The organism is Tardiphaga sp. 42S5 (assembly GCF_034044155.1).
GTDB classification, from domain to species: Bacteria; Pseudomonadota; Alphaproteobacteria; order Rhizobiales; family Xanthobacteraceae; genus Tardiphaga; species Tardiphaga robiniae.
In genome coordinates this window covers 5,649,063-5,663,093 of the sequence record NZ_CP139027.1, presented here as the reverse complement: position 1 = coordinate 5,663,093, position 14,031 = coordinate 5,649,063, and the positions used below count along the sequence as shown (strand labels likewise).

15 protein-coding genes and 1 other RNA gene are annotated in these 14,031 nt (G+C 62.4%); 11 read left to right on the top strand and 5 right to left on the bottom strand.

All coding sequences use genetic code 11. The annotated features are described in order from the left end of the window. The first annotated feature begins 3 nt into the window (after window positions 1-3). The 4 genes from SFY93_RS26395 to SFY93_RS26380 all read left to right on the top strand — a co-directional run bounded on the left by SFY93_RS26395 (window position 4) and on the right by SFY93_RS26380 (window position 2,150). Complete coding sequence (locus SFY93_RS26395; protein WP_068735170.1) at window positions 4-387, top strand: cell division protein ZapA; 384 nt, start codon at window positions 4-6, stop codon at window positions 385-387. 61 nt (window positions 388-448) lie between these two features. Next, window positions 449-608, top strand: a non-coding RNA gene (ssrS, locus tag SFY93_RS26390) — 6S RNA. 128 nt (window positions 609-736) lie between these two features. Then, a complete protein-coding gene (locus SFY93_RS26385) occupies window positions 737-1,324 on the top strand; it encodes a 5-formyltetrahydrofolate cyclo-ligase (RefSeq protein WP_320445187.1) in 588 nt (195 codons plus the stop codon). 1 nt (window position 1,325) lies between these two features. Next, window positions 1,326-2,150 (top strand): TIGR00282 family metallophosphoesterase, encoded by an 825-nt coding sequence (locus tag SFY93_RS26380; RefSeq protein ID WP_320445186.1) that lies wholly within the window; start codon window positions 1,326-1,328, stop codon window positions 2,148-2,150. 6 nt (window positions 2,151-2,156) lie between these two features. Here SFY93_RS26380 and SFY93_RS26375 read toward each other — a convergent pair whose 3' ends face one another. The 5 genes from SFY93_RS26375 to SFY93_RS26355 form a co-directional block, all read right to left on the bottom strand. After that, on the bottom strand, window positions 2,157-3,503 hold the full coding sequence (locus SFY93_RS26375; protein WP_309948436.1) for a c-type cytochrome: 1,347 nt from the start codon (window positions 3,501-3,503) through the stop codon (window positions 2,157-2,159). Then, entirely contained in the window at window positions 3,500-5,704 is a 2,205-nt protein-coding gene (locus SFY93_RS26370; RefSeq protein WP_320445185.1) for a xanthine dehydrogenase family protein molybdopterin-binding subunit, read from the bottom strand. The genes SFY93_RS26375 and SFY93_RS26370 overlap by 4 nt, the downstream gene beginning before the upstream one ends. Before the next feature lie 9 nt (window positions 5,705-5,713). Further along, complete coding sequence (locus SFY93_RS26365) at window positions 5,714-6,175, bottom strand: (2Fe-2S)-binding protein (protein ID WP_320445184.1); 462 nt, start codon at window positions 6,173-6,175, stop codon at window positions 5,714-5,716. A 296-nt stretch (window positions 6,176-6,471) separates the two neighbouring features. Then, window positions 6,472-7,398, bottom strand: coding sequence for a polyphosphate kinase 2 (gene ppk2, locus SFY93_RS26360; RefSeq protein WP_320445183.1), 927 nt, complete (start codon window positions 7,396-7,398; stop codon window positions 6,472-6,474). Between the two features lie 604 nt (window positions 7,399-8,002). Beyond that, on the bottom strand, window positions 8,003-9,703 hold the full coding sequence (locus SFY93_RS26355; protein WP_414717159.1) for a methyl-accepting chemotaxis protein: 1,701 nt from the start codon (window positions 9,701-9,703) through the stop codon (window positions 8,003-8,005). A gap of 62 nt (window positions 9,704-9,765) precedes the next feature. On the opposite strand from SFY93_RS26355, the gene SFY93_RS26350 reads away from it, so the two are divergent. The 7 genes from SFY93_RS26350 to SFY93_RS26320 all read left to right on the top strand — a co-directional run bounded on the left by SFY93_RS26350 (window position 9,766) and on the right by SFY93_RS26320 (window position 13,865). Then, window positions 9,766-9,912 (top strand): hypothetical protein, encoded by a 147-nt coding sequence (locus SFY93_RS26350; protein ID WP_158596842.1) that lies wholly within the window; start codon window positions 9,766-9,768, stop codon window positions 9,910-9,912. Between the two features lie 27 nt (window positions 9,913-9,939). Then, window positions 9,940-10,686, top strand: coding sequence for a YebC/PmpR family DNA-binding transcriptional regulator (locus SFY93_RS26345; RefSeq protein ID WP_068735184.1), 747 nt, complete (start codon window positions 9,940-9,942; stop codon window positions 10,684-10,686). Window positions 10,687-10,771: 85 nt separating this feature from the next. Beyond that, on the top strand, window positions 10,772-11,299 hold the full coding sequence (ruvC, locus tag SFY93_RS26340) for a crossover junction endodeoxyribonuclease RuvC (protein WP_320445181.1): 528 nt from the start codon (window positions 10,772-10,774) through the stop codon (window positions 11,297-11,299). Continuing rightward, on the top strand, window positions 11,296-11,913 hold the full coding sequence (gene ruvA, locus SFY93_RS26335; RefSeq protein ID WP_320445180.1) for a Holliday junction branch migration protein RuvA: 618 nt from the start codon (window positions 11,296-11,298) through the stop codon (window positions 11,911-11,913). Before ruvC ends, ruvA begins: the two co-directional genes overlap by 4 nt. Further along, complete coding sequence (locus SFY93_RS26330; RefSeq protein ID WP_320445179.1) at window positions 11,910-12,410, top strand: hypothetical protein; 501 nt, start codon at window positions 11,910-11,912, stop codon at window positions 12,408-12,410. The genes ruvA and SFY93_RS26330 overlap by 4 nt, the downstream gene beginning before the upstream one ends. Next, a complete protein-coding gene (ruvB, locus tag SFY93_RS26325; protein WP_320445178.1) occupies window positions 12,407-13,450 on the top strand; it encodes a Holliday junction branch migration DNA helicase RuvB in 1,044 nt (347 codons plus the stop codon). The genes SFY93_RS26330 and ruvB overlap by 4 nt, the downstream gene beginning before the upstream one ends. 4 nt (window positions 13,451-13,454) lie before the next feature. Continuing rightward, the gene (locus SFY93_RS26320) at window positions 13,455-13,865 is read left to right on the top strand and encodes an NUDIX hydrolase (protein ID WP_320445177.1); all 411 of its coding nucleotides are present in this window, start codon (window positions 13,455-13,457) and stop codon (window positions 13,863-13,865) included. The last annotated feature ends 166 nt before the right edge of the window (window positions 13,866-14,031 follow it).

Below are 14,031 nucleotides of genomic sequence, written 5' to 3'. Positions count from 1 at the left end.
GAGATGAGCCACGTCAACGTTACAATCAATGGCCGGCAATACCGCATGGCCTGCGAGGAGGGGCAAGAAACTCGCCTGCTGCGGCTGGCGGAAAGTCTTGAATCCCGCGTCGAAAACCTGCGCGGCAAATTCGGTGAGATCGGCGATGCGCGGCTGACGGTGATGGCGGCGCTGACCATTGCCGACGAACTGGTCGATGCCAATCAGCAGATCCGTGCTCTGCAGGAAGAACTCGCCGCATTGCGCGATGTGCGCGTTGTCGCCGCAGATCGCGCGCGGGCGACGCAGACGGCGGTTGCCGCGGCCCTGAATGCTGCGGCAGAGCGGATCGAGAAGACCACCCAGGTGCTCAACCGCACCATCGGCGGCGGCGTTGCTATTGGATAATGCAGGCTTTGATGCCAAGCGGGCACTGGCGCATCCGTCTCATAACCCCTACATTGCTCAGGCGAGGCTGCGTCGCGCGTCAGGAGCCATATATCCCCGGGGCCTTATCGATCCTTCAGGGAACTGTCCCTGACCAGGTCCGTGGACCTGGTCACATGGTGCCCACCTACTTTCGTAGGTGCTCCGGGATCGAGTGCTTCAACGGCCATCGTGGCTTCGCACTTTCACTTTCTTGATGGCTGCGGCCCTTTGCGTGGCGTTTGCCGTGCAATCTAGCTCGCTCGCCAAAGATGATCACGAAGACCGGTCCTGCGCTTCCGCAGGCTCTGCGGACAGCATATCGTATGGCATGTCCGACACGCCGCCTACTCCGACAAAGATTGAGCTCCGCATCGCCGCGCTGGCACGCCGCACGGCGCTGAGCGAGGCCGAACGGTCGGCAGCAGCGCAGGCGATCGCAGCGCGGGGTCTGCCTTTCCCGGTCAGGGCCGGTAGCATCGTCGCCGGCTATTCTCCCATCCGCAGCGAGATCGATCCGATCCCGCTGATGCAGCATCTCGCCGCCCAGGGTGCGCGACTGGCGCTGCCGGTGATCATCGCCCGTGATGAGCCCCTGATGTTCCGGCTCTGGAGCCCGAGCGATGCGCTGGTGCGCGGCTCGCTTGGCATTCCGGAACCGGCACTGGAAGCGCCGCCACTGATCCCTGATATCTTGCTGGTGCCACTCGCGGCATTTGACCGCGCCGGCCACCGAATTGGCTATGGCGCGGGGCATTACGATCGCACCTTCGCGCAACTGCACGCTATCAAGCCATTTATCGCCGTGGGCGTGGCCTTCGACACCCAGGAAATCGAGGCCATTCCCATGCAACCGCACGACGTGGCGCTAGATTATGTGCTAACCGAGACCCGGACGATCGATTTTCGGAGCATCTGACTTGCGTATTCTCTTCATCGGCGACGTGGTCGGCAAAACCGGCCGCGTGGTGATCCTCGAAAAACTGCCGGGCCTGATCCGCGACTGGAAACTCGATCTTGTCATCATCAATGGCGAGAACGCCGCTGGCGGCTTCGGTATCACCGAGACGATCTATAATGATCTTATCGACGCCGGCGCCGATGCGGTGACCCTCGGCAATCACGCCTGGAATCAGAAAGAGGCGCTGGTGTTCATCGAACGCGCGCCGCGTCTGATCCGTCCATTGAACTTCCCGCGCCACACCCCGGGCCGTGGTGCTGCGCTGATCGACACCAAGAACGGTGCGCGTGCGCTGGTGATCAATGCCATGGGCCGCGTCTTCATGGAGCCGCTCAACGATCCGTTCAGCGCTGTCGGCAAGGAGATCGATGCCTGTCCGCTGGTGGAAGCCGCGGACGCCATCGTGGTGGATTTCCATGGCGAAGCCTCGAGCGAAAAGCAGGGCATGGGTTACTTCTGCGATGGCCGCGTGAGCCTCGTCGTCGGCACGCATACGCATGTGCCGACCGCCGATCATCAAATACTGTCCGGCGGCACGGCTTACATGACCGATGCCGGCATGACCGGCGACTATGATTCCGTGATCGGCATGCAGAAGGAAGAGCCTGTCAGGCGCTTCACGACCGGCATTCCCTCCGGCCGTTTCGAGCCCGCCTTCGGCCCGGCAACCTTGTCGGGCGTTGCGGTCGAAACCGATGACAAGACCGGCCTCGCGTCACGCATCGCGCCTGTGCGGCTCGGTGGCCGGCTGTCGCAGGCGGTGCCTGAGTTCTGGCTGACCTAGTTCGGCCTACTGCTCCGTCTGCTTGCGCAAATCCGCGACATCGCTTGCCGTGATCTGCGATCCCTTGCTGCCGAAGCGCGCGGTCACGTAATTCGCGACAGCCGCGATCTCCGTATCTGAATGGCTCTTGCCGAAAGCTGGCATCGACAGCGCGCCTTGCGGCGTATGCCGCTTGGTGCCGGAGATCACGATCTGCGCCACGTTCGTCGCGCCGGGATCGTTAACGGCCCACGCGCCAGTCAGCGTGGCCATGGGCGAGAGTGCGCTCTCGCCTGTCCAGCCATGGCAGCTCACGCAGGCGCCCTGGAAGACCGTCTTGCCAAGCGCGTTCGCCGTCATGCCGTCCCTGTGCGAGGGCGGTGCGGGTGGCGCGAGTTTCGCGGGCAGATCAGGTGAGGGCACCGCCGGCACCGTGCGCAGGAATGCGACCATCGCCTTGATATCCGTCGGCGCCATCTTGCTGAAACTGTGGTCCACCGCTTCGCCCATCGGCCCCGACGCGGTGCCGTGACCCTTGGCATGCCCGATCGACAGATAGGAAACGACATCGTCGTCGCTCCAGCTGCCAAGGCCTGTCGTCTTGTCCGAGGTGATATTGAAGGCCCGCCATCCGGCGGTCAGGGCGCCAGCAAATTTCTTGCGGTTGTCGAGCGCGAAGCCGAGATTGCGCGGGGTATGGCATTCGCCGCAATGCGCCAGCGCCTCGACGAGATAGGCGCCCCTGTTCCATTCCGGGCTTTGCGACCTATCGGGTTCGAAGCGCGTATCGGGATTGAACAATGCCGACCAGAACGTCATTGCCCAGCGCTGATTGAACGGAAAGGCAAGCGTATTCTCAGGCGGCGCTGCGCGCACCGGTGCGAGGCTGAACAGATAGGCCTTGACCGCGAGCGTGTCCGCATCGGTCATGTAAGTGTAGGACGTATAGGGCATCGCGGGATAGAGCCGGGCGCCGTCGTGGCGCTTGCCGCTTCGAACGGCGTCGAGAAACTGCTGATCGGTGTAGTTGCCGATGCCTGTCTCTTTGTCCGGTGTGATGTTGGTCGAGTAAAGCGTGCCGAACGGCAGCTTGAATGCGAAGCCGCCGGCATATTCCTTGCCCCCGGGCGCAGTGTGGCAGACCATGCAATCCGCCGCACGCGCAAGATATTCGCCGCGCTCGATCAGGCTGGCGTTGGCCATGTTGGCGGGAACGCCCGTGGGATTGGGACCCTTGTAATCGGCCAGCGCCACCTTCGGGCCGCCCGAGAAGGCCATCGGTCCGGGACCGCGAACATAGAGCGCGGCGCCGGCTGCAGCCACGACACCGATCACAATGACGCTGCCGAGAATGCGACGTGCGGCGGGCGTCATGACTTCTTCCTTTCGGCGATCGCATCGCGGTCGATCGGCATCCTCCGCAGCGCAACGCCAGTCGCAGCATAAATTGCATTGCGCAGTGCCGGCGGTCCGCCGATCACGCCGCACTCGCCTATGCCGCCGGGCGCTTCGCCGCTCTTGATGAGGTGGACATTGATTTTCGGCATCTGGTCGATCCGAAGCATGCGGTAGTCATGGAAATTGGACTGCTGCACGCGCCCCTTCTCGATGGTGATGTCGCCATATAGCGCGGCGGTGAGGCCGAACACGATGCCGCCTTCGATCTGCGCCACGATGGTGTCGGGATTGACAGCGATGCCGGTGTCGACCGCCACGTTGACCTGACGCAGACGGATCTCGCCCTGAGAATCCACCTCCGCTTCGACCACAGTCGCGATCGAAGTATCGAAGGTGGGCTGGATGCTCACGCCGCGTCCGACGCGCGCTGGCAGCGGCTGACCCCAGTTGGCCTTCTCCGCCGCGAGATTGAGGGCCGCCAGCATCCGTGGTGCCTTGCCGAGCAATTCACGCCGGAACACGACGGGATCCTTGCCGGCCTTGCGAGCGAGCTCATCCATGAAGCTCTCGATCGCGAACACGTTATTGTTCGGGCCGACGCCGCGCCAGAAGCCGGTCGGCACCGCCGGTGGTTCGACACGGACATATTCACACTGGAAATGCGGGAAGTCGTAGGGCTGGTCCGCGGCACTATCGATGGCGTCGATGTCAATGCCCTTCTGGAACGCAGGCGGCAGCCAACGCGCGATCACGGCCGAGCCTGCGATCTTGTACTTGAAGCCGACCACTTTGCCGTTGGACAGTGTCGCCGAAATGTTGTCGCGATAGACGGGGCGATAAATGTCGTGCTGGATGTCCTCTTCGCGGGTCCACACCACCTTGACCGGTCCATTGACCTGTTTGGCGATGCGCACCGCCGCCACGACCATGTCGGGCTCAAGCCTGCGGCCGAAGCCGCCGCCAATCATGTGCTGATTTACTGTGACCTTGTCGATCGGCAGGCCCGCGGCCTTGGCGGCTTCGGATTGCACCCGCGACATGATCTGCGTGCCCGTCCAGACCTCGCAGGAATCACCCTTGAAGTGCACCGTGCAATTCAAGGGCTCCATGGTCGCGTGCGCAAGGAACGGCATCTCGTAGGACGCGTCGATCCGTTCGCCGGTCGCGAGACCCTTGGCGATGTCGCCGACGGATTTGGCGATTACGCCGTCCGTCTCGCTGGCCGTGCGCAAATGCGCCCAGATGTCCTTCGAACTGATCTTCGCGTTGGGCCCTTCGTCCCAGGTGATGTCGAGTGCTTCGAGCCCAGACTTGGCGGCCCACATGTGGTCGCCGACCACGGCCACGAGGTCGTCGAGCACCACGATCTGCCGCACGCCCGGAATCTTCTTCGCCGCGCGGTCATCGACCTTGGCGAGTTTGCCGCCGAACACCGGGCATTGTGCCAGCGTCGCGAATGTCATGCCCGGTATCATTGCGTCGATACCGTAGATCGTTTTGCCGTTGACCTTGTCCGGTGTATCGAAGCGCTTCAGCGGCTTGCCGATCACCGAGAAGTCTTTCGGGTCCTTGAGCGCGACGTCCTTCGGCGGCGTGAGTTTGCCGGCGGCGTCGCACAACTCGCCATAAGACAGTTTGCGCCCGCTGGCCGTATGCATCACTTGCCCGTTCGACGCCGTGCAGCTCGCAGGTTCGACCTGCCACTGTTCAGCTGCGGCTTGCACCAGCATCGCACGCGCGGTTGCGCCGGCATTGCGTAGAGGTTTCCAGAATGCACGCACCGAAGTCGATCCGCCGGTCGCCTGGATGATGAAAATTGGATTGCCGTAGAGCTTGTCGCTGGGCGGCGCATGTTCCAGCGTGATCTGCGCATAGTCGGCGTCGAGCTCTTCGGCGAGGATCATGGCGATGGCGGTATAGATGCCTTGCCCCATCTCGACTTGCGGCATCACCAGCGTCGTCTTGCCGGTAGTGTCGATGCGGATGAAGGCGTTGGGGGCGAATTTGCCCTCCGTCGTATCGGGAGGCTGCGTCGGCTCATTGGCCGCGCGGACCGGAAGCTGGAAGGCGAACATAAAGCCGCCCGCAAAGGCGCCAGCGAGCAGATTGCGCCGTGACAGGCCAGAAGGCTTGTTTGCAGGACTGGCCGCGACAAGCATGTTGTCTGCAAGTTTCATGACCGACTCCTAGGTTTGCCGTTCGGAGGCAGCATGCTTGATGGCTTCACGCACCCGGACATAGGTGCCGCAGCGACAGATATTTCCGGCCATGGCGGCATCGATGTCAGAATCGTCGGGGGTCGGCGTAGAAGCGAGGAGCGCCGCCGCCGACATGATCTGCCCGGACTGGCAGTAGCCGCATTGAATGACTTCGAGATCGAGCCAGGCCTTCTGCACCTTGGCGCCGACCGGTGTCGCGCCAACGCCTTCGATCGTTGTGATGGCGCGTCCGCTCACCGCACTGACCGGCAGCAGACAGGAGCGCACGGCCTTGCCGTCGATATGCACGGTGCATGCTCCGCATAGCGCAACGCCGCAGCCGAATTTTGTGCCGGTCATGCCGAGAATATCGCGCAGCACCCAGAGCAGAGGCATGTCGTCTGGTGCGTCGAAGGACTTCTGCTCGCCGTTGATATTGAGATTTGCCACAGTGAGACCCCCGTTTGCTCGACTCGATGATGCAATGGCGAATGGTTCGTCATCGATCAACGACGGTACTATAGGCGTACGGTCATCATTTCAAAAGCAGCAATAAGATGCAGCAGGACTATACATTGGTTTGTATGTCGCGCGAGCGTGTCTGTCGGATAAATCGCGGTAAAATCTGCGCGACGTCATCCGACGCCCTCTTCGTGGGCGTCGGATGACTTTTATTCAAAAAAATATTGCGGTTGCGTTAGGCTCGGCCTGCCCGAAAAACGGCACGCGATCTGCCGACTGTGGGGCTAGTACCGCTCCGGCACATACATTTCGGCTCGCACCGGCGTGCGGTGATAGTCGGGATTGCGCACGCGTGCAGGCAGGACCACGGGCGGATGCTCGACCTCCTGATAGGGAAGCTGTTCGAGCAGATGCGCGATGCAGTTCAGGCGCGCCTTCTTCTTGTCGACGGCCTGCACCACATGCCATGGGGCTTCCGGAATATGCGTATGCTCGAGCATCGCTTCCTTGGCCTTGGTGTATTGCTCCCAGCGGGTGCGGGCCTCGACATCCATCGGGCTGAGCTTCCATTGTTTGAGCGGGTCGGCGATACGCATCGAGAAGCGCAAGTGCTGCGCTTCGTCGGTGATCGAGAACCAGTATTTGATCAGGATAATGCCCGAGCGCACCAGCATGCGTTCGAATTCTGGCACCGAGCGGAAGAATTCCTCCACGTCATCCTCGGTGCAGAAACCCATCACGCGCTCGACGCCGGCGCGGTTGTACCAGCTACGATCGAACAGTACGATCTCGCCGCCGGCGGGGAGATGCGAGACGTAACGCTGGAAGTACCATTGGGTGCGTTCGCGCTCATTCGGCGCGGGGAGTGCGGCAACGCGGCAGACGCGCGGATTGAGCCGCTGGGTGATCCGCTTGATGACGCCACCCTTGCCAGCGGAATCGCGACCCTCGAAGATCACCACGACCTTGAGCTTGTTCTGCTGCACCCAGCTCTGTAACTTCACCAATTCGCCCTGCAGGCGGAACAGTTCCTTGAAATAGAGGCGTCGCTCGATGGTCTCCGCCGGGCTGTGGTCGGACATTTCGTTGGTCAGGGCGTCGAGACGATCGTCATCGATCTCGAGCTCGAGTTCTTCGTCGAAGCCGTCCAGCATCTCTGCACGAATGCGGTCGTGGATTGCTTGCGCGTCGTCGAGGGAATGTTCGGTCATGGCAGCTCCGCTTGTATCGAATGGGTTCATGGTTATGGACCGATGCAAATGTCAGCGGTGTGACACGGCCCCCCAGGCCCGGGGCGAATGGGCAAATGGCCCCAATGGGTCTCGCCGCCGCTGTCCATGCAAGACGGGGTACCGCAAGCCGAAATTCAACTACGCGTGATTGGCGCTACCTTGAGAGCCAAGCGTGCGCATCTGAGGTCGCGGGGCTCGTTGACCAAGGAAAAATGTGATGAATAAATTCATTCTGTTGGGCGCCGCTTTACTGATCGCCGGCACTGCGAGCTGGACCGCGCAGGCCAAAGACGGGCATAGCGCTGCCAGCAAGCATCGACGGATCATGTCCTCTCACGCGCGGTATGAGGGAAGCGCCCCCGTAACGGTCTATCGCGGATTTGGTGCCGGCCCCGGTTCATATGGATACAGCGCGCCATATGGATATGGCGGCGGTTCATACGGCGGAGATGACAATGCGGAAGGCCGAACGAGCGGCGGCTAGGACGCCTTGGCAGTTTCGGCTGCTAGCCCACTCGCAGACGGAATATGCGGCGCTGCGCCAGGTCTCGGGTAGCAGCGCAGCGCCGTTTACAAACCCAAATCATAATTTGTACGCCGTGCGGAAGCCGCCCCAATGGCGTCCCTGTATGCGCACAGGCACGTCGATCTCGCGCATCATCACGGTCTGGCCGTTGCCCATGTCGCGGGCATAGCTCTGGATCAGATAGGAACGGGTGTTGCGACCGGCGGCCAATCCAGCCGGATCGTTGAAGATGCGGCGGTTGCGGCAGTTGGCAGTGTTCCAGCTCGCATCGCCCGGGCGCTGCGGCTTCGAATAGATGCTGTTATGCACCGGTAGATAGCCGTTGCGGTCGATCATGGCGCAGAACGCCATGCGGCTGTCCTTGGCCAGAAACGCGTCCTGGAATTCGGGCAGTGCGCGGTCGGCCCAGCCGAGAATCTTTGTCCGGTACTGTACCGGATTGGAGCCGGGGATCTCGACGTAGTTGTCGTCGAACATGTCGTCGATGCTGATGGCGCCGGATGCGATACCGTCGGCAAAGATCTTGTTGAGCGCGGCGCCGGCATCAATGGCGCGGGTGACGAATTCGGTGTTCTCGTCATGGATCGCCCAAAGCCGGTCTTCGATCCGGCTGATGAGAGCCCCGTCGGGCGTGACGAACAGTGCCTGTGCGCCGGCGGGGGAATGTTCGGCAATGCGCAGGCGGCAGGGGCCGACCTCGCTGAGTTCAGCAGCAACGATGTAGTGCAACGGAAGCCGGTTCGCGTCCGGTCCGCCGATGAGAATGCCGTCCATCGAGATTTCATAGACCGGCGCGCTGATCTGGCCGCCGCGCGCCTGAAAAGCGACATTGAGGTGACATGGCAGCTTTTCGCGCCGTCGCTCGTCTTCGCGCTCGCTCTGTTTGAGCAGCACCGCGCAACGCGACTTCAGCCGTGAGGCAAACATCGTCACAGCCTGGCCAGCCTGCGCGACGTGCTCGCCATGGGCAGCCGCTTCCTTCGCAGCGCTATCGATTTCCGCGGCACTGTTCCCAACCGAGACGATGAACTGCGAGGCGGTGGCGGCGTTATGCGACATCTCGCTGGTCGTTGCGTTCTGTTCGGCGACCGCGCCGTTGACATTGGCAAAAACCGGGCGGATCGCGTCGATGGCGGTGGAGATGCGATGCACCGCATCGACCGAACTCGCTGCGTCGCGCTGCAGGGTGTCGATCTTCTTCCTGATCTCTTCGGTGGCGTTCTGCGTCTGTACCGCCAGCGCCTTGACCTCGGTGGCGACGACCGAGAAGCCGCGGCCTGCAGCGCCTGCGCGTGCTGCCTCGATGGTCGCGTTCAGTGCCAGCATCGTTGTCTGGCGGGCGATCTGCGCGATCAGCTCCAGCACATTGCTGATCGCGGCCGAGGAGTCGCGCAGCCGGTCCACATTGGCGCTGGCTTCATGGGCGGCGGCGCCGGCCTCGTCCGCAAGCCGGCTGGCATCGCGCACCTGGGCGCCGATGCCCTCGGCCGAATGGGTGAATTTATCGGCAGCCTGCGCAAAGGTGGTGGCCGTGGATTGCGCGGCGCTGCTGCGGTCGGCCAGCACGTCGGTGCGGGCGCGGATGGCGGAGAGGGTCGTAGCGGTCGATTCGGCGCCGCCGGCGACGGATGTCGCGGCACGCTCGAGCTGGCGGATAAGCGCGCCCAGCTCGAGTTCCAGCAACTCAAGGATGTCCCGAGCGGTATCTGGTTCAGGATGCTGCGGTGCCACAGAAGGTGCTGTGTTTTCAGCAATCATCACCACTTCAGCCGCTTCCGGCTGTCGCTTGCGGAACAGTCCAAACGCCATCGGTGACCCCAATGAATACAATCTATGCGGGTAACCTTGCACCTCGGCGTGAAGTGATGGTTAAGGTCGGTCGCGGTATTGCGAAGATCTGCCGGATTCGGCTGCAAATTTTTGATTTTGCCGATTTCGCGGCCTATAACCCCGCGCCGCAGCCCTAAATACCCTGACGCTTCAAGAGAGACCGCATGGCCGGACATTCCCAATTCAAGAACATCATGCACCGCAAGGGCCGGCAGGATGCCCAGAAGTCCAAGCTGTTCAGCAAGCTGGCGCGCGAAATCACCGTCGCTGCCAAGATGGGGACGCCCGACCCGTCGATGAATGCCCGGCTGCGCTCCGCCGTGATCGCCGCCCGGCAGGAGAACATGCCGCGCGACAACATCGAGCGCGCCATCAAGAAGGCGATCGGCAGCGACGGCGAGAACTACGATGAAATCCGCTACGAGGGCTACGGCCCCGGCGGCGTCGCCGTCATCGTCGAGGCGCTGACCGACAACCGCAATCGCGCCGCCTCCGACATCCGTTCTTACTTCACCAAATCCGGCGGCAATTTGGGCGAAACCGGCTCAGTTTCCTTCATGTTCGACCATGTCGGCGTGATCGAATATGACGCCGACAAGGCCTCTGCCGACGACATGCTGGAAGCTGCCATCGAGGCCGGTGCGGATGACGTGGTGTCGGGCGAGGGCGGCCACGAGGTCTACGCGTCGCAGGAGACGTTCCGCGAGGTTGCCAAGGGACTGGAAGGCAAGTTCGGCGAAGCCCGCAAGGCCGCGGTGATCTGGAAGCCGCAGAACACGCTCTCGGTCGATGACGAGACCGGCGAGAAGCTGATCAAGCTGATGGACCTGTTGAACGAGCATGACGACGTGCAGAACGTCTATGCCAACTTCGAGGTGTCGGACGCGCTGATGGCCAAGATGGGCGGCTGAGCAGGGGCTCGGCTTCCCTCTCTTTCCTTTGGGACGGCTCCGCGTTTCTATTTCGTTCCCTGCCGTCCGGCGTTATCCCTGTGGGATGACAAACCCTCCGATTCGCCCTCCTGTCCGTATCATCGGCATCGATCCGGGCCTGCGCCGCACCGGCTGGGGCGTGATCGAAATCGACGGCAACCGGCTGACCTATATCGGCTGCGGTTCGGTGGAACCGCCGGACAATCTGCCGCTGGCGAGCCGGCTGCTCGGCATTCATGAAGGGCTCGCCAAGGTGCTCGGCGACTTCCAGCCCGCCGAAGCTGCGGTCGAGCAGACCTTCGTCAACAAGGACGGCGTCGCCACGCTGAAGCTCGGCCAGGCGCGCGGTATCGCCATGATGACGCCGGCGATGTTCGGTATTGCCGTCGCCGAATACGCGCCCAATCAGGTCAAGAAGACCGTGGTCGGTGCGGGCCACGCCGACAAGAACCAGATCCAGGTGATGCTGAAGATCCTGCTGCCGAAGGCCGAGCCGAAATCGGCCGATGCGGCCGACGCGCTGGCCATCGCCATTACCCATGCGCATCATCGACAGAGCACGGCACTTCGTCTGAAAGTCGTCGGCGCGTGATCGGCAAGCTCAAAGGCCTGATCGACAGCTATGGCGAGGACTATGTGATCCTCGATGTACAGGGCGTCGGTTATCAGGTGCATTGTTCCGCTCGCATGCTGCAGGCACTGCCGCAGGCGGGCGAAGCTGCGGTGCTCGCCATCGAAACCTATGTCCGCGAAGACCAGATCAAGCTGTTCGGATTCCGCAGCGATATGGAGCGCGAATGGTTTCGCCTGCTGCAGACCGTGCAGGGTGTCGGCGCCAAGGTCGCACTCGCCGTGCTTAGCACGCTGCCGCCGGCCGACCTCGCCAATGCCATCGCGCTGCGCGACAAGACGGCCGTGGCGCGCACGCCGGGCGTCGGCCCTAAAGTGGCCGAGCGCATCGTCAGCGAATTAAAGGACAAGGCGCCGGCCTTTGCGTCCGTCGATCCGGTGGTCGCGCAACTCGCCGGCGCGATGGACGACAACCGCGCACCAGGCGCCGTCAGGGATGCGATCTCCGCGCTGGTCAATCTCGGCTATGGCCAGCCACAGGCGGCGGCCGCCGTCGCAGCCGTGTCGCGCAGCGCAGGCGAGGGTGCGGAAACGGCGCAACTCATCAAGCTCGGGCTGAAGGAATTGGCGAAGTGAGCCTTGCCAGAATCGCCCGTGTGATCGGCATTGTCGCGATCTTCTGTATTGTCGGTTCGCTATCCGTGGCTGCGCTCGTATCATTACTCGTCGTCGGTCTGGGTGCTTCGATCCTGCAATTGATCTTCTCTGTCGCCGATCTCGATGGTTTCAGATCGCTTGTCTCGATTGCGCTGTGGTTGCTGGCATTCGTTGCTGCATTGGCCGCGCTGCTGCCGTCGCTCGGTGCCGGCGTCGTCTTTGCGCTGTCCGCCGTCTATGCCGGGCAAAACACGATCTGGATGGCGTGGCTCGCTGCGGCCGTCGGCATTGCCGGCTTCATCGGTTTTGGAATGTTCGTTCAGCCCTCGGAATCGTCGGCGGTGATTTTGCCCGGCGTTCGATCGCTCACGCAAGCGCTGTCGCTCTCGATATTGCTCGCGGGTATTGCCGTGATTCCAGCCAGCCTGTGCTGGTGGTTCGCGCGGCCGTTGCACCGTGGTAACGTCGCATCATGAATACGCCACCCGATCGCATGATTACACCTGAGCGCCGCTCTGACGATGTCGGTGACACCACGCTGCGCCCGCAGTCGCTGTCCGATTTCGTCGGCCAGGCACAGGCGCGCGCGAATCTGCAGATCTTCATCGATGCAGCTCGTAAGCGCGGTGAGGCACTGGATCACACATTGTTTGTGGGCCCGCCCGGCCTCGGCAAGACCACGCTGGCGCAGATCGTGGCGCGCGAGCTCGGCGTCGGATTTCGTGCGACATCCGGTCCCGTCATCGCCAAGGCCGGCGATCTCGCGGCATTGCTGACCAATCTGGAAGAGCGCGATGTGCTGTTCATCGACGAGATCCACCGTCTCAGCCCTGCAGTAGAGGAAGTGCTCTATCCCGCGATGGAGGACTTCCAGCTCGATCTCATCATCGGCGAAGGCCCTGCGGCACGCTCGGTGAAAATCGAACTGTCGAAATTCACGCTGGTCGGCGCGACCACCCGTGCGGGTCTGCTGACGAATCCGCTGCGTGATCGTTTCGGCATTCCGCTGCGGCTGAATTTCTACACGATCGACGAGCTCGAAAAGATCGTCACCCGCGGCGCCCGCGTGCTGGACATCGGTATGACCCCTGAAGGCTCTAACGAGATTGCGCGCCGCGCCCGCGGCACGCCGCGCATCGCCGGGCGTCTGTTGCGCCGTGTGCGTGACTTTGCCTCCGCTGCGGATGCGTCAGCGATCGATCGCAAAATCGCCGACCACGCGCTGTCCGCATTGGAAGTTGACAGTGCGGGTCTTGATGCGATGGATCGCCGCTATCTCACCACCATCGCGATGAACTATGCCGGTGGTCCCGTTGGTGTCGAGACCATGGCGGCCGCGCTATCCGAGCCGCGTGATGCCATCGAGGACATCATCGAGCCCTATCTGATCCAGTGCGGCTATCTGCAGCGCACCCCGCGTGGGCGTCTGCTCACCTCGCATGCGTTCAAACATCTGGGACTCCAGGAGCCGAAACGTGATGCGAGCCAGATCGGATTGTTTGGCGAGGAGGAGTAGCGCGATGACCGAAAAGATTATCGGCGTGGTAGCCGCGCTGATCCGTGACGATTGCGGGCGCATGCTGGTGGTGCGAAAGCGTGGCACCGAGGCCTTCATGCAGCCGGGTGGCAAACGCGATGCTGGCGAAGACGATCTGGCCGCGCTGGAGCGCGAGATCAGCGAGGAGCTCGGCTGCCGGATGGTGCCGGGCTCTGCGCAAGCGCTCGGGCAGTTCAACAGCGTCGCCGCCAATGAGCCGGGATGGCAGGTGCAGGCCAGTGTCTATGCGGTGAAGGTGGATGGCGCGATCGCGCCGCAGGCCGAGATTGCGGAAGCGCTCTGGATCGATCCAATTGCGCCTCAGGCCATCGTCCTCGCACCATTGACGCGCGATCACGTATTGCCACTCGCAGCTCACGGCTTTTCGTTATGACGGATTCTACCACCTTCCATCTCGACGGCGCCATCGCCGACAGCCTGCATCGCATGCAGGTGCGGGTTTATTACGAGGACGCCGATTTGGCGGGGAGCTTGTAATTGCCTTTCGGGGACAGACCTTAACGCGCTGATTCTAAAGACCGGACTAATGCAAATCTTTC